General features: G+C 61.6%; 13 protein-coding genes and 1 pseudogene. 8 read left to right on the top strand and 6 right to left on the bottom strand.

Going from position 1 to position 15,335, the window contains the following annotated elements; genetic code table 11:
* Position 1 precedes the first annotated feature (1 nt).
* The 5 genes from thpR to sucD all read left to right on the top strand — a co-directional run bounded on the left by thpR (position 2) and on the right by sucD (position 5,469).
* Positions 2–538 (top strand): RNA 2',3'-cyclic phosphodiesterase, encoded by a 537-nt coding sequence (gene thpR, locus JWQ24_RS09720; RefSeq protein WP_299807062.1) that lies wholly within the window; start codon positions 2–4, stop codon positions 536–538.
* 209 nt (positions 539–747) lie between these two features.
* Positions 748–1,929: a cell division protein ZapE gene (gene zapE, locus JWQ24_RS09715; protein WP_299807060.1), complete on the top strand. Its 1,182-nt coding sequence runs from the start codon at positions 748–750 to the stop codon at positions 1,927–1,929.
* A 278-nt stretch (positions 1,930–2,207) separates the two neighbouring features.
* A complete protein-coding gene (mdh, locus tag JWQ24_RS09710; RefSeq protein ID WP_299807059.1) occupies positions 2,208–3,176 on the top strand; it encodes a malate dehydrogenase in 969 nt (322 codons plus the stop codon).
* A gap of 207 nt (positions 3,177–3,383) precedes the next feature.
* Positions 3,384–4,580, top strand: coding sequence for an ADP-forming succinate--CoA ligase subunit beta (gene sucC / locus JWQ24_RS09705; protein ID WP_299807058.1), 1,197 nt, complete (start codon positions 3,384–3,386; stop codon positions 4,578–4,580).
* A 4-nt stretch (positions 4,581–4,584) separates the two neighbouring features.
* Positions 4,585–5,469, top strand: coding sequence for a succinate--CoA ligase subunit alpha (gene sucD / locus JWQ24_RS09700; protein ID WP_299807056.1), 885 nt, complete (start codon positions 4,585–4,587; stop codon positions 5,467–5,469).
* A gap of 349 nt (positions 5,470–5,818) precedes the next feature.
* On the opposite strand, the gene JWQ24_RS09695 is transcribed toward sucD, so the two are convergent.
* The 4 genes from JWQ24_RS09695 to JWQ24_RS09680 all read right to left on the bottom strand — a co-directional run bounded on the left by JWQ24_RS09695 (position 5,819) and on the right by JWQ24_RS09680 (position 8,876).
* Complete coding sequence (locus tag JWQ24_RS09695) at positions 5,819–6,673, bottom strand: hypothetical protein (RefSeq protein ID WP_299807054.1); 855 nt, start codon at positions 6,671–6,673, stop codon at positions 5,819–5,821.
* Positions 6,674–6,743: 70 nt separating this feature from the next.
* On the bottom strand, positions 6,744–7,565 hold the full coding sequence (locus tag JWQ24_RS09690) for a phosphatase PAP2 family protein (RefSeq protein ID WP_299807052.1): 822 nt from the start codon (positions 7,563–7,565) through the stop codon (positions 6,744–6,746).
* 115 nt (positions 7,566–7,680) lie between these two features.
* Entirely contained in the window at positions 7,681–8,463 is a 783-nt protein-coding gene (locus JWQ24_RS09685; protein ID WP_299807050.1) for a hypothetical protein, read from the bottom strand.
* Between the two features lie 56 nt (positions 8,464–8,519).
* The gene (locus JWQ24_RS09680) at positions 8,520–8,876 is read right to left on the bottom strand and encodes an HdeA/HdeB family chaperone (protein ID WP_299807048.1); all 357 of its coding nucleotides are present in this window, start codon (positions 8,874–8,876) and stop codon (positions 8,520–8,522) included.
* A gap of 378 nt (positions 8,877–9,254) precedes the next feature.
* Between JWQ24_RS09680 and JWQ24_RS09675 the strand changes: the two genes are divergently transcribed.
* A complete protein-coding gene (locus JWQ24_RS09675) occupies positions 9,255–10,256 on the top strand; it encodes an AraC family transcriptional regulator (RefSeq protein ID WP_299807046.1) in 1,002 nt (333 codons plus the stop codon).
* 97 nt (positions 10,257–10,353) lie between these two features.
* On the opposite strand, the gene JWQ24_RS09670 is transcribed toward JWQ24_RS09675, so the two are convergent.
* Positions 10,354–11,388: a DUF1254 domain-containing protein gene (locus JWQ24_RS09670; RefSeq protein WP_299807044.1), complete on the bottom strand. Its 1,035-nt coding sequence runs from the start codon at positions 11,386–11,388 to the stop codon at positions 10,354–10,356.
* A gap of 547 nt (positions 11,389–11,935) precedes the next feature.
* A pseudogene (locus JWQ24_RS09665) lies at positions 11,936–12,031 on the bottom strand (OsmC family peroxiredoxin); the annotation flags it as partial.
* 233 nt (positions 12,032–12,264) lie between these two features.
* Between JWQ24_RS09665 and JWQ24_RS09660 the strand changes: the two are divergent.
* Both JWQ24_RS09660 and JWQ24_RS09655 read left to right on the top strand, forming a co-directional pair.
* Positions 12,265–12,948 (top strand): TetR/AcrR family transcriptional regulator, encoded by a 684-nt coding sequence (locus tag JWQ24_RS09660; RefSeq protein WP_299807042.1) that lies wholly within the window; start codon positions 12,265–12,267, stop codon positions 12,946–12,948.
* Positions 12,949–13,122: 174 nt separating this feature from the next.
* On the top strand, positions 13,123–15,335 hold a 2,213-nt coding region (locus JWQ24_RS09655), incomplete at its 3' end, for a 2-oxoglutarate dehydrogenase E1 component (RefSeq protein ID WP_299807040.1).

Genomic DNA, 15,335 nt, shown 5'->3' with positions numbered 1-15,335 from the left:
TATGCCGCGTTTGTTCACCGGACTGGAAATACCGGCCGAGATTGGCCAGACCCTTTCCCATTTGCGTGGTGGCCTCCCCGGCGCCCGCTGGGTCGATCCCGAGAACTATCACGTCACCCTGCGTTTCATCGGCGACATCGACGGCGTCTCGGCCAACGAGATCGCCTCGCTGCTGGACCGCGTCAACCGCAAGCCGTTCGAAGTCGCCTTGCAGGGGCTGTCGAGCTTCGGCGGCAAGAAGCCGCGCGCGGTTGTGGCGTCTGTGGTGCCGAGCCGACCTCTGATCGAGTTGCAGGCCGAGCTGGAGCGTCTGATCCGGCGCTGCGGCCTCGATCCCGAGGGCCGCAAGTTCATCCCCCATGTTACACTGGCGCGGCTGCGCGACGCCTCCAACCAGGACGTTGCCGACTATCTGTCGATGCGCGGCTATTTCCCCACCAAGACCTTCAAGGCGCAGCGCTTCGTGCTGTACTCGTCGCGCGCGTCCACCGGCGGCGGCCCCTACGTGGTAGAGGACGCCTATGCGCTGAGCGCGTAGAGAAACAGGAAGGCTGTCGTCACCCGGCTTGACCGGGTGACCCGGTAAACGCAGGTATCGGCGACAAGCCGGAACGCCTGCGATTGCTGGACCCCCGCATGGGCGGGGATGACAATTGAGCGCGGGGGGGGAGAACTAAGAGCGCCCCGCATATCCCCCCTCCCAATTCGCATCTTGCAATTTTCGCCCGCGTAAGGCCGTTAGCGGCCATGTCCTCCGCTGCCCCCACTTCCTTTCGCCAGCAATATCAGTCTCTCGTCGCCTCCGGCACGATCGAGGCCGATCCGGCGCAGGCGCGCGCCGTCGAGGCGATCGCGCAGCTCGACGCGACGCTCTCGACCTATACCCCGCCACGCAAGCAGAGCTTCTTCGGCCGATTATTCGCCGACAAAAACGGCGGCCCGCCGCGCGGGCTCTACGTGTTCGGCGAAGTCGGCCGCGGCAAGACGATGTTGATGGACCTGTTCTTCGAGAGCAGTTCGGTCACCCTCAAGCGGCGCTGGCATTTTCACGAATTCATGGCCGACGTGCACGAGCGCATCTACGGCTTCCGCCAGAAGGTTGCCAGCGGCGAACTGCCCGACGGTGACGTCATCGCGCTGACCGCCAATTCAATCTTCGAGGAAGCGTGGCTGCTGTGCTTCGACGAATTCCACGTCACCGACATCGCCGACGCGATGATCCTTGGCCGGCTGTTCTCGCGGCTGTTCGAGCTCGGCACCGTGGTGTTCGCGACGTCGAACGTCGAGCCGGTCAACCTCTACAAGGGCGGGCTGAACCGCGCGCTGTTCCTGCCCTTCATCAAGCAGATCGAAGACCACATGGAGGTGATGCGGCTGGATTCGCGCACCGATTTCCGGATGGAAAAACTGGTCGGCCTGAAGACGTGGCTGGTGCCGGCCGATGCCGCCGCCGAAGCGGCGCTCGATGCGGCCTTCGTCAAGCTCGCCGGCGGCGCCGGCAGGCCGCGCGACCTCACGATCAAGGGCCGCACGCTGCATGTCCCGCGCGAAGCGCACGGCGTGGCGCGGTTTTCCTTTGCGGAGCTGTGCGAGAAGCCGCTCGGCGCGTCGGACTATCTGCGGCTGGCGCATGAGTACCACACGCTGTTCATCGACCGGATTCCGATGATGGATTACGGCGACCGCAACGCCGCCAAGCGCTTCATCGCGCTGATCGACACGCTCTATGACAACGCCGTGAAGCTGATGGCCTCCGCCGCCGGCGAACCGCACGCTTTGTACCAGGCCAGCGAAGGATTCGAGGCGATGGAATTCGCCCGTACCGCCTCGCGGCTGTTCGAGATGGGTTCGGAATCCTATCTGGCGCTACCCCACGGCCGCAGCGATTCCACCGCGTCCGGCGCGACCACCGGGCTGGTGGAGACGTAATGAAGTTGCCATCCCGGGGCTCAAGCCAGCGGCGCAGCCGACTGGCACGCGAACCCGGAAGCCCGAGATGTTTTACGCACCTCTGGGTTCCGGGTTCGCTCGCAGCTGGCGCTGCTCCCGCCCCGGAATGACAAGGGGGTCAATAAAACGCAATGCAGCCCGGCGGCGGACATTTGCTGCGGCCGCGACTTGAACGGTTCCTGCGAAAGGGATAACCAGCCACTCAGCATATCGTGCTCCCACCTCCCCTCCCTTCGGGCTCAAAGGACAGATTTCTCATGGCGCGCAACAAGATCGCATTGATTGGCTCCGGTCAGATCGGCGGAACGCTGGCTCACCTGATCGGCCTGAAAGAACTGGGCGACGTGGTGATGTTCGACATCGCCGAGGGCGTGCCGCAGGGCAAGTCGCTCGATCTCGCGCAGTCTTCCCCGGTTGACGGCTTCGACGCCAAAATGACCGGCGCCAACTCCTATGAGGCGATCGAAGGCGCAGACGTCATCATCGTGACCGCCGGCGTGCCGCGCAAGCCGGGCATGAGCCGCGACGATCTTCTCTCCATCAACCTCAAGGTGATGGAGCAGGTCGGCGCCGGCATCAAGAAGTACGCCCCGAACGCTTTCGTGATCTGCATCACCAACCCGCTCGACGCGATGGTCTGGGCGCTGCAGAAGGCCTGCGGCCTGCCGCACAACAAGGTGGTGGGGATGGCGGGCGTGCTGGACTCCGCGCGCTTTCGCTACTTTCTGGCCGATGAATTCAACGTTTCGGTCGAAGACGTCACCGCCTTCGTGCTCGGCGGCCACGGCGATACCATGGTGCCGCTGACCAAGTACTCCACCGTCGCCGGCATCCCGCTGCCCGACCTGGTGAAGATGGGCTGGACCTCGCAGGCCCGCATCGACGAGATCGTCGACCGCACCCGCAACGGCGGCGCCGAGATCGTCAACCTGCTGAAGACCGGCTCGGCCTTCTACGCCCCCGCCGCCTCGGCCGTCGCGATGGCCGACAGCTACCTCAAGGACAAGAAGCGCGTGCTTCCCTGCGCCTCCTACCTGAACGGCGAATACGGCGTGAAGGACATGTATGTCGGCGTTCCCGTCGTGATCGGTTCCAAGGGCGTCGAGCGCATCGTCGAGATCGAGCTTACCGGCAAGGACCGCGAATGCTTCGACAAATCGGTCGCCTCGGTGGTGGGCCTGATGGACGCCTGCAAGAAGATCGCCCCCGACCTGCTCGGCGGCTAAAGCCAACCCTACCATCCCACCGGCACCCCAAAAGGGTGCCGGTTTCACTTCCGGCGTTGTTGGCAGGCAATACAGCGAACCCCTTCCGCCAACTTTTCGCTATATGGAATTACCGTGGTTTTTGACAAGCGGCATCCGTGGTATACGGTATGCCAATTCAAAAACAGCGGACATTCAAGTTCACCATCCGGGGTTCGGGAGCGACTAATGAACATCCATGAATATCAGGCGAAGGCCGTGCTGAAGGAATTCGGCGTGCCCGTTTCCAGGGGCGTGCCGATCCTCAAGGCCGAGGAAGCCGAAGCTGCGGCGAAGGAACTCGGCGGCCCCCTCTGGGTCGTGAAGAGCCAGATCCACGCCGGCGGCCGCGGCAAGGGCAAGTTCAAGGAAGCTTCGGCCGGCGAGAAGGGCGGCGTCCGCCTCTCCAGGTCGATCGAAGAGACCAAGCAGTTCGTCAAGGAAATGCTCGGCGCAACCCTGGTGACCGAGCAGACCGGCCCCGCCGGCAAGCAGGTCAACCGCATCTATCTGGAAGACGGCTCCGACATCGAGAAGGAATTCTACCTCTCGCTGCTGGTCGACCGTGAAACCTCGCGCGTGGCTTTCGTGGTCTCCACCGAAGGCGGCATGAACATCGAGGACGTCGCGCACAGCACGCCCGAGAAGATCATCACCTTCTCCGTTGATCCCGCTACCGGCGTGATGCCGCACCACGGCCGCACCGTGGCGCAGGCGCTGGGCCTCACCGGCGATCTCGCCAAGCAGGCCGGCAAGCTGATCACCCAGCTCTACACAGCCTTCATTGCGAAGGACATGGACATGCTGGAGATCAACCCGCTGATCGTTTCCAAGACCGGCGAGCTGAAGTGCCTGGACGCCAAGATGTCGTTCGACAGCAACGCGCTGTATCGCCACCCGGAAATCGTCGCGCTGCGTGACACCACCGAGGAAGACGCCAAGGAAATCGAGGCCTCCAAGTACGACCTCGCTTACATCGCGCTCGACGGCACCATCGGCTGCATGGTCAACGGCGCCGGCCTCGCGATGGCCACACTCGACATCATCAAGCTGTACGGCGAAAGCCCGGCCAACTTCCTCGACGTCGGCGGCGGTGCCACCGAGGAGAAGGTGACCGCGGCGTTCAAGATCATCACCTCGGATCCCTCCGTGAAGGGCATCCTGGTCAACATCTTCGGCGGCATCATGAAGTGCGACATCATCGCTGCCGGCGTCGTCGCCGCGGTGAAGACCGTCGGCCTCACCGTGCCGCTCGTGGTCCGCCTCGAAGGTACCAATGTCGAGGAAGGCAAAAAGATCATTCGTGAATCCGGCCTGAACGTGCTGCCCGCCGACGATCTCGACGACGCTGCGCAGAAGATCGTCAACGCCGTGAAGGGAAAGTAAGCCGATGTCAGTTCTCATCGACAAGAATACCAAGGTGATGTGCCAGGGCTTTACTGGCAAGAACGGCACCTTCCACTCCGAACAGGCGGTGATCTACGGCACCCAGATGGTCGGCGGCACTTCGCCCGGCAAGGGCGGCTCCACCCACCTCAACCTGCCGGTGTTCGACACCGTGGCCGAGTGCCGCGACAAGACCGGCGCCGATGCTTCGGTGATCTACGTGCCGCCGCCGGGCGCCGCCGACGCCATCTGTGAAGCGATCGATGCGGAAATCCCGCTGATCGTCTGCATCACCGAAGGCATCCCGGTGCTCGACATGGTGCGCGTCAAGCGTTCGCTGTCGGGCTCCAAGTCGCGCCTGATCGGGCCGAACTGCCCGGGCGTCGTCACCGCCGGCGAATGCAAGATCGGCATCATGCCGGCCAATATCTTCAAGCCCGGCAATGTCGGCATCCTGTCGCGCTCCGGCACGCTGACCTATGAAGCCGTGTTCCAGACCACCATGGCCGGCCTCGGCCAGACCTCGGCGGTCGGCATCGGCGGCGATCCGGTGAAGGGCACCGAGTTCATCGACATCCTCGAGATGTTCCTCGCCGACGAGAAGACCCACTCGATCATCATGATCGGTGAAATCGGCGGTTCGGCGGAAGAAGACGCCGCGCAGTTCATCAAGGACGAAGCCAAGCGCGGCCGCAAGAAGCCGATCGTCGGCTTCATCGGCGGCGTCACCGCGCCTCCCGGACGTCGCATGGGCCATGCCGGCGCGATCGTGTCGGGCGGCAAGGGCGACGCGCAGTCGAAGATCGCGGCGATGAAGTCCGCCGGCTTCGCGGTGTCGCCGTCCCCGGCACGCCTCGGCACCACGCTGGTGGAATTGCTGAAGGGCTAGGGTTTTAGCTGCTATCAGAATGCAAAAGGCCCGCTCGTGAGAGCGGGCCTTTTTGTTTTGCGCTGACGTTCGATTTCTCAATTAGGCGACAAGTTGACTCGCGTCCAGGAAAGGATTGTCGGTCCAGAGCCGTAACACAAGAAAAATCAGATACTTATCACCACTGCGAATGGGGTCTTTGTACCACCGGAATGTGCCAATAGGTGGCCGAACATACCCGATGAGCTAAGCCACAGCGACAGAACGAACAGATTTCACCCTACTCATCGGCACGCGGCGGCCAATCAAGCGGCATCAAGGCTCGACGATGCCGGCGTCGTGCCATGGTGAGTTCAGACACAAACGCTGGCTAGTTCCCCGTCAGATAGAGCGGCGTTCTGAACGTCAATTGGTAGGACGGCTGTGGGATCCATTGGATCTGCACCATCACACCGAACACGCGATTGTCGTTGTCGTCCATGCGGTCGAGGTCGAGGCGGATGATGGGTTGGGTAAAGGGCTGGATCAGCGTTCTGTTCAGGAGGTCGACGCCGCCGAATGATTGCACGCCGACGCGGGCGGACGCTTTCCAGTTGTTCGGCCACTGATAGTAGCCACCGGCATATCCGATCATGCTCGGATGGACCTCCGCCGATGCGCTTTGCACCACGACGCGGGTGTCCTGGAGGCCAAAGAAAAATCCCTTCGTCTGATCCTCGTCCAAGGCATAGTCGAACTCGATGACGTTGTTGAAATTCGTCGTCGCAAATGGGCCGATCGGCAGCGATTGCGTGATGGTCGATTGCACGGTGACGGTGGGGAGCGCGCCACCGTTTTGTTTGTAGAGATCAGCCTGGAAGCCGACGTTCCAACTCGCGATGTCGATATCCGTCCAGCCGCCGAGCGGCACCGTGTTGGCGTTCACCGAAACACCGCCATAGACCGACACCCGATCGTTGAGATCGACGGTCAGCGGGATATCGACCGTGACCGCGTGCACCGTCGGCAATTTTATATGGGTCGGCACGGTCGACGGCGTGTGGCCGGCCGCGAGGGCGATCGCTCCCAGAACCGAAAACAGCGACGTGTTGCCGAAGCCTATTCCGATGGCGCCGCCGGGGGCTGTCGCGTAGGTCGTTCGAAGATCCAGATAGACGTTTGGCGCGGTGAATTGAGCCGCTTGATCGTTGTCGTCCTTGCCGAAGGCAACATCGGTCGCACCCATGCCAAGGGTGCAAACCAGAAGCCATCCATAAATCGGTCGAAGAAGCCCGCTGCTCAAAGTCAATGCCCGCTTATTGCGTGGACAAGGCCGTTGTCTCGGCCGCGCAAGCCGGCGCAGCGCGCCTCGCCTTCGCTGCCTTCACCTCCACCTTCGCAGCTTTGAGGTCGGCGAGGAAGGTCGCGTTGGTCTGCAACCGCGAGACGGTCGCTGCTCCCATGATGCGGCCCGCATCGACATCGCTCTGCCAATGCGCATCGCAGATCACGCGGCTCTGGCCGAAAGCGACGCCGCGCGTGAACAACTCGTTGGAACGTTCGGGATTGATCTGCGCGAAGACGAGGGCCCATCCCCAGCCGGCAGCCGTGTGGCCCGACGGATAGGAGCCGTCTCCCCGCAGGATCGCTTCCTGATCCGCCCTGCATGTGGCTTCGTTGTGAACGACGAAGGGGCGGGTGCGGTTGTATTTGTTCTTCACGCCATAGGTCGACAGCCCGAAGTCGGACAACATTTTTTGCATCATGGCATAGAGGCGCGGGGTCTGCTCTTTGTCGACCTTGATACCCATCGCGCAGGAAAAGTTGTCGGCGGCCTGCGGGAAGGCAAGATCGGCGTCGGTATAGGCCTGTTTCCAGCGGTCGGTGCCGCGCAGCGGGAGCGTTGCCTTGCGGGCTTCTTCGTCCCTAGCCAGCGCAGCCGAATCCTTTTCGGGAGGAGGACCGAGCAGGACGAGGCTGTTCGGCAGTTCGGACGGCTTCAGATAGCCGGGCGCGATCTTGAAATGCGGATCAGTGACCTTCGGTGGGGCTTCGCTTGATTGCGCGAGGGGCTGCCCGCAGATCGTAAGCAGCACGAAGATGGATGCGCCTGCGGATCGAGCCAGGTTTGCAGTCATGGATAGTCCCCATTCATTTCAAGAGTGCCGGGATCATGAGGCGGCTGAGTTTCCTTGAATGCAGATCCGACCATCTGGCCGGGCCGCCACTTCGAAGGTGAGTCAGCGCCGCCGATCAAAACCGGTAGGTTGCTGCAATGGCGGGGCCATGCATGGTCACCTCGTACAGAAATCCGTCGTTGCGATAGTCGACATGCAGCCCGCGATAGCCGGCTTTCAACGTCCAGTTCTCGTTCCATGCATAGTTGACCGTGCTCAGGGCCTGCCACGAGAAGCGTGAGCCGACACCGAAGCCGCCGACGTCGCCGGCGAGTGTCAGGCTCCATGGGCCACCGAGTTTCAGTCCGAGCCGGGCACCGAGAGTAGGGTCCACCCACATCTCAGTTTGGCGATGATCGATGTAAAGATTGGCGAGGCCAGGCTGGATTTCGAGTCTGTTGTTCAGATTCCAGAACCGGATGCCGCCTCCCACATCCAGCGACACGTTCGCATCCGTGTAAGCCCGGTAGAGGGCCGAGGCTTGAATGGTCGTGCTTTGCGAGCGCACTTTCAGCGACGAGAAGAACGGACCAGGCAGGTTGCCTCCGGCCGTGACCTGAGAAAATTGCCCATCGACCACAAAGCTCCACCGATCGATACGCATCTCTCCAGCAAGCATCATCGCGCCATCGAGCTCCTTGAGCACATCGCGGAAGCCCAGATTGATGTTCGTGGCCGGCAGCGGCGGGAACGTCGCGCTCCGTCCATCGATCGCGCTGGCCCAGATATAGCTGGTCACGTAGAAGCTTGGCGCCGATGCGTTGACGGGCGCCCGCGGTGGGACAGGTTGCGGGAGATCGGCCGCCCAAGCTGGCATGTTCAGTAATGCCGACGTCAACCCGATAGCGAGATAGCGCACTGTGTCTCCTGACATTGATGCTGTCCCCCAGGCATTCCGCGGGGGCGTGCTCGTGTTTACGGCTTCATCTTGATTCCGAGTCTGGCCCGCATGTCCTTGAAGACAACGCCGATCGCTTCGATCACCGTTTTGTCCGGATGGGCCTTGCAGTGCACGATCACCTCGTGCTCGGCTTCGCGCGCGTGCTTGATGTTCATCACGTGCTTGCGCGCGAGGCCGTCGTACCACCCGCTATACCAGGTGGTGAGCATGTCCGCGTCCTGCTGCCATGTGCTGGTGAGCTGCGAGCACGTCAATTTCTGAACGTCTAAATAGCCATCGGCGTCGGCATAGGCGCTGAGATCAGTCTGCGCGCGTGCCGCTTGCATCGATGTGACGCCAACGACCGCTGCGATGATCAGTGTTCTGAACATAGTGGTTCCAGTTTACTTGTCGGGCTCATTGGGAAGGCGGAAGCAAAGCCGGGCCGGCGCCGACGTTCCGTGGGGCGGACTCTTCGGGGAAGCCGACGCCTGCGTCCGGCCCGGTTGCCTTCCGATCGACAGGCGACCCCTGTCCGGGTCATTTCGTGCAGACGAAGGCCGGCCGTCTTGCCACTTCGCGCCAATCGCGACCGATCAGGCCGATTGCAGGTGAATTCTTGTTGAGACGCACACGCCGCGATGGCCGCTGCAAGTCGAGATCGACATATGCCGGCAATAGAACGATGAAATTCTGCGGCCTCGCCAGTAGCGATTCCAATGAAATTGTGGCTGATGACAAGGGCCTACTGATGATCGTGACGAGACCCAATGGCTAACATCCCTTTGACGCGCTGCCAGTTTCTTCTGCCTTTCGTCGGGATTCTCGATGATACCGGTGCGCCGACGAGTTCGCTTCTGGCCAAGTTTCGGCTTCCGTCGTCTCTGGTAGACAAGAGCGATCTCTACGTCCCGCTGATGCCGGCAATCCGCTTCATGGAAACCGCCCGCAGAAGTCAGGGCATTGAAGAATTCGGCTTCCTGGCCAGCCAGCGGCTGCATTTCTCCCATATGCGCGAGAAAACGCGGGCCCTGATCGCTCACTCCCCGACATTGCTCGTTGCGCTACGGCACGCCTGCGCATGGGCGCCGCGGGAGGATACGATTCTGAGCATGTGGATCGAGCACGATGACGATCACGCGCGGATTTGCACCAGGCTCGCCGGGACTAACGGGCTTCTGCATATGGAGCACCTGCAATGGATCCAGAACATTTTCTCCATACACATTGTCCGGCAGTTCGCTGGGCCGGACTGGATGCCGGCGACGATCGCCTTTGAAGCGCGCTACACGCCCCGTCCGGCGACGCAATCCTTGTGGCCCAATGTGCGGTTCCTGTCAGGCCAGCATGCCGCGTGGATCGACTTGCCGATCTCGCACCTCAGTCTCTCCAACCGCCGGAAAGACGTGAGCCCTGCGCCGCAAGCTCACGAAGATGGCCCGTCCGGCTATGACATCGTTGAGCTGGTGAAACTGATGCTGCCGTCCTATCTGGACGACGGAATTCCGGCTCTTGCTGAGGTCGCTGAAATGGCGGGCGTCAGCACACGAAGCTTTCAGCGCAAACTCGCGCATGTCGGCCTGAGCTATTCAGATCTGCTCGACACCGTCAGATATGAGAATGCGAGCAAGCTTCTGCGCGACACGGATTCCAGGATTATCGATATTGCATTTTCGTCCGGCTACACGGATCCGGCACACTTCAGCCGCGCCTTCCGCCGAATTGCCGGTGTCGCGCCGCGACAGTTCCGCGAACAATCGCGGCTGGGATAAGCGCGTGTCGCCTTGAGCATTTCTGCACGACCACTGACACGCCAATCGGCGAATGACGGTGTGGGGCTTGGATACGCTCGGCCCTTCGGCTTGAGGCTCAGTTTAAGGGCTTAGCCTCCGGGAGTTTCCACTTGCCGCTGGCAAGGGGTTGCTCCGGCCGATAAAGCCGGACGGTGTAGTTCCAGCCTTCAACGACCGGAAGACAGTTCGGGATCTTGCCGTCACAGCCGCCGAACTGGACGGTCACCGAGCCGTCGGTATTCTTCTTCGCGGTGAGGTCGTTGATCGAATAGGCATTGTATTCGTTTTTCTCGAAGAAGCCCTTCGCGTTGTACACGCTGACCGACCAGAATTCCTTCACCGGCACGGTCTTCGGCATATTGAAGGTGTAGACCGTCTTGCCGTCGTTCTTCGCAGGCGTGAAGCTTACGTAGATGGCGTCCTTATCCGGAATACCGCCCCACCCGGCGGCCGTGCCGATCAGGTGCTGGATCGGATCGACCTGGCCGCGGGCGCCAAATGAACCGCGAAACGACGTCTGGAACTTTGCTAGTCCGAGCAGCGCATTGCGGACATCCGTCAGGCTCCCTTCATCCCAGTTTGGAAGGTCGAGCTTGCCTGTTGCCTTCTGGCTGACCTTGATGGCGTCCTGAAGCTTGTGAACCTCGCCTAGATCCTTCGGATCATTGGGATTGACCAGCGTCCGGATAGCGACAAAGGCATATCGAGTGCCAACCGATTTCTGCGTCAGCGTAACCGCCTTGGTGCCGTAGGCGACGACCGGCAGGTAGTGATCCTGATCGACGACCATCATCGACATATAGCGCTTGCCCGTGTCAGGCAGCGAGAGCGTTACCGGCCCGCCGGCAAGATCAAACACAGCAAACGAATACAGCGTATCCCGGTTCATGCGGATGACCGTTTGCTTATCGATCGATACGGGCTCCCGGGAGTGCTGGAACTTGCCCAGCCCGCCTACGGCCTTTGCATTCGCCGCGAGATAATGATCGGTCTCAGCGCGGGCGAAATTGTCAACGGTGACCGGCATTTTGCCGCCTGGCGCCTGGGCAAATGCTCCACCGGTCAGTGCAACCGAAACAAATGCGAGACTGATCCCAACCGAGCGGAACATGGACATACCTCTTCGTTTAATCTGACTAACGACGCGGGGGCCATTTCGAGCATAGGCAGATCACCAGTCTTGCCATTTGGTGCCAATTGTTATCCGGCGACCGCATTTCTTCCATTCGAGAGAAAGGGCTCGGACTGTGATCGCCCCCCCCCCGACACTGGTCGTTGCGCTGAGACATGCCTGCCGTCGGGCGTCACGGGAGGACCAGGCAAAAGCCCATGCCACAGCATGAGGGAGGCCCTCCTTCGTCAACCGTCACCCTCGGGATTTTTGGCGAAAATCTGTGAACGCCTCCCCCTCGACCGGGAGTGATTGGTGCATCCCCCCTGCCGGGTGGTCGCTGCTCGTAATCGGCCCGAGGCGTTGAATTTCCTATAACCATTGGACCGAGCACGGCGGCCTCCGGGAAGCCGACACAGGCTCGGCGTCGGATCGCTGGAAGCTTAATGGTCAGCGCGGCGAGGTACACGGTCCAGCCGATGGCGAATAGACAGAATTACGTGACGGTGCTGCCATGAAACGAACAGCCCTCATGTTGGCGCTGGGAATTGGCTTTGCCGTTGGCAATCAGCTGGTCGAGCCCGCCTTTGTCGATCGGTGCGAGGCAACCGGTCAGGACGGTCTTTGCGGCAACAGCGGTCATGGGTTTCTCCCTGTAGATGGCTGGATACAGAACGTTCTGTATCTTAGCAGGAAGCATGCCAGCGAACCCCCCGGAGGAAAGGCGAGCGTTACGAACGGGTTAGGTGACTGCTCGAAAATCAATCCTCTGGAAAACCGCCACTTATATCACCAAAATACGGCTTTACCGCTCGAATCTCAGCCAGAATCCGATCATCGCTTGCGGTTCGGGCGCGGCGTGTCATATGAAAAGACATGACCGATGCGATCCCGCAGGCCGCCGAGATCAACGTTGCCGTGGTAGCCCCGCGCGACCGGTTGATGGACGCAGCGACACGACTGTTCTGCAAGAACGGCATCAATTCCACCGGTATCGACGCCATCGTCTCCGAGGCCGGGACTGCCAAAACCACCCTCTACAAGATCTTCAAATCCAAGAGCGAACTCGTCGAAGCCGTGCTCGAAGCCGAAGGCCGGACCTGGCGCGGCTGGTTCATTGCCGGCATCGAAACCGGCAAAACCCCGCGGGAAAAGCTCGATTCGATCTTTCCCGTGCTGAAGAAATGGTTCGGCGAAGAGGGCTATTACGGCTGCGTCTTCATCAATGCCGTGGGCGAGCATCCGAAGGACGAGACCCGCTTGCGGGCCATCACCATGGCGCACAAATCCTTCGTGCTGAGCCATATCGCGGGCCTGGCGCGCGCCGCGGGCGCCGCCAAACCGGACTTTCTCGCCCACCAGATCGGCCTGCTGATGGACGGCGCGATCGTCGCTGCCATGGTGACGCGCGATCCAGCCGTAGCGGATGCCGCCGGCACGGCTGCGCAGGCCTTGCTGGATAAGGCCTGCGGGCGGGCGGTTGCCAGGCGTGCGCGCCGCAGCGCCCTGCAGGGCGACGCCGCCGCACTGGCCAGGGAAAGCCTCAGCGCCGTCGATTAAAACTCCGTTAAACTCATCGTACAAAGAGTTGATGAGATATTCAATTCTTCGCACTTTTCAGGGCGCAACTTTAGACTAAATAGGGTAGAAGGTCCGCGCTATTCAGGCCGTTCCGGCAGTCGGATCGGCTCTCGCCATATCTTTCCGCGCGACACTAAAAATCAGGAAGCAATCATGTCTCGCCAGGACGCGAATGCCGCTTTTGCCCTTTCTTCGTTTTTGCAGGGCGCAAATGCCACTTACATTGACGAACTCTATGCTCGTTACGAGAAGGACCCCTCCTCGGTCGACGCCGAGTGGCAGGAGTTCTTCAAGAGCCTGAAGGACTCGCCGTCTGACGTTCAGAAGAACGCCGAGGGCCCGTCCTGGGAGAAGGCCAACTGGCCGGTACTTCCGAACGACGATCTCACTTCCGCGATGGACGGCAATTGGGCGCAGGTCGAAAAGGCCGTCGGCGCCAAGCTCGCCGCCAAGGCTGCGAAGCCCGGCGCCGAACCCGCGACCGGCGACATCAACCAGGCGACCCGCGATTCGGTGCGCGCCCTGATGCTGATCCGCGCTTTCCGGATGCGCGGCCATTTCCACGCCAACCTCGATCCGCTCGGCATCGAGGGCCAGAAGGACCATGAGGAGCTCGATCCGCGCTCCTATGGCTTCACCGATGCCGATTACGACCGCCGCATCTTCCTCGACCACGTCCTCGGCCTCGAATACGGCACGCTGCGCGAGATCGTCGCGATCTGCCAGCGCACCTACTGCCAGACGCTCGGCGTCGAATTCATGCACATCTCGAACCGGGCGCAGAAGGCCTGGATCCAGGAACGCATCGAAGGGCCGGACAAGGAAATCAGCTTCACCCCCGAGGGCCGTCGCGCCATCCTGATGAAGCTTGTCGAGGCCGACGGCTTCGAGAAATTCTGCGACGTCAAGTTCACCGGCACCAAGCGGTTCGGTCTCGACGGCGGCGAATCGCTGATTCCGGCGCTGGAGCAGATCATCAAGCGCGGCGGCAGTCTCGGCGTCCGCGACATCGTGGTCGGCATGCCGCATCGTGGCCGCCTCAACGTGCTGACCCAGGTGATGGGCAAGCCGCACCGCGCGCTGTTTCATGAATTCAAGGGCGGCTCCGCCAATCCCGACGAAGTCGAAGGCTCCGGCGACGTCAAGTATCATCTCGGTGCTTCGTCGGACCGCGAGTTCGACAACAACAAGATCCATCTGTCGCTGACCGCCAACCCGTCGCATCTCGAGATCGTCGATCCCGTGGTGCTCGGCAAGGTCCGCGCCAAGCAGGATCAGAACGGCGATCCGCCGGATGACCGTATTTCCGTGCTGCCGCTGCTGATGCATGGCGACGCGGCGTTCGCCGGCCAGGGCGTGGTCGCGGAATGCTTCGCGTTGTCCGACCTGAAGGGATATCGCACCGGCGGTTCGATCCACTTCATCGTCAACAACCAGATCGGCTTCACCACCTATCCGCGTTATTCGCGTTCGTCGCCCTATCCGTCCGACGTCGCGAAGATGATCGACGCGCCGATTTTCCACGTCAACGGCGACGATCCGGAAGCCGTGGTGTTCGCGGCCAAGATCGCCATCGAGTTCCGGCAGAAGTTCCACAAGCCTGTCGTCATCGACATGTTCTGCTATCGGCGCCACGGCCACAACGAAGGCGACGAGCCGGCGTTCACCCAGCCGGTGATGTACAAGAAGATCGGCGCGCATCTTTCGACGCTGGACCTCTATGCCAAGCGCCTGATCGCCGACGGTGTCATGACCGAAGGCGAGATCGACAAGGCCAAGGCCGACTGGCGTACACGGCTCGATGCCGAGCTGGAAGCCGGTGCCGGCTACAAGCCGAACAAGGCCGACTGGCTCGACGGCAAGTGGGCGGGCTTCAAGTCCGCCGACCAGGAAGAGGATCCGCGCCGCGGCATCACCGGCGTCGATGTCAAGAAGCTGCGCGAGATCGGCAGCAAGATCACCAAGGTGCCCGATGGCTTCCGGGTTCATCGCACCGTGCAGCGCTATCTCGACACCCGCGCCAAGGCGATCGACAGCGGCATCGGCATCGACTGGGCGACCGGCGAAGCCTTGGCGTTCTGCACCCTGATGGAAGAGGGCCACCATGTCCGCCTGTCCGGCCAGGACAGCGAACGCGGCACCTTCTCGCAGCGCCATTCGGTGCTGTTCGACCAGGAAGACGAGAGTCGCTACACGCCGTTCAACCACCTCGGCGGTAACCAGGGCCATTACGAAGTCATCAACTCGCTGCTGTCGGAAGAAGCGGTGCTCGGATTCGAGTACGGCTATTCGCTGGCCGAGCCGAATGCGCTGACCATCTGGGAAGCGCAGTTCGGTGACTTCGCCAATGGCGCGCAGGTGCTGTT

The sequence above is a fragment of the Tardiphaga sp. genome (assembly GCF_028290495.1).
GTDB lineage: Bacteria > Pseudomonadota > Alphaproteobacteria > Rhizobiales > Xanthobacteraceae > Tardiphaga.
Note: the sequence above shows the minus strand (reverse complement) of the source record. Positions and strands in the feature narration are given on the sequence as shown.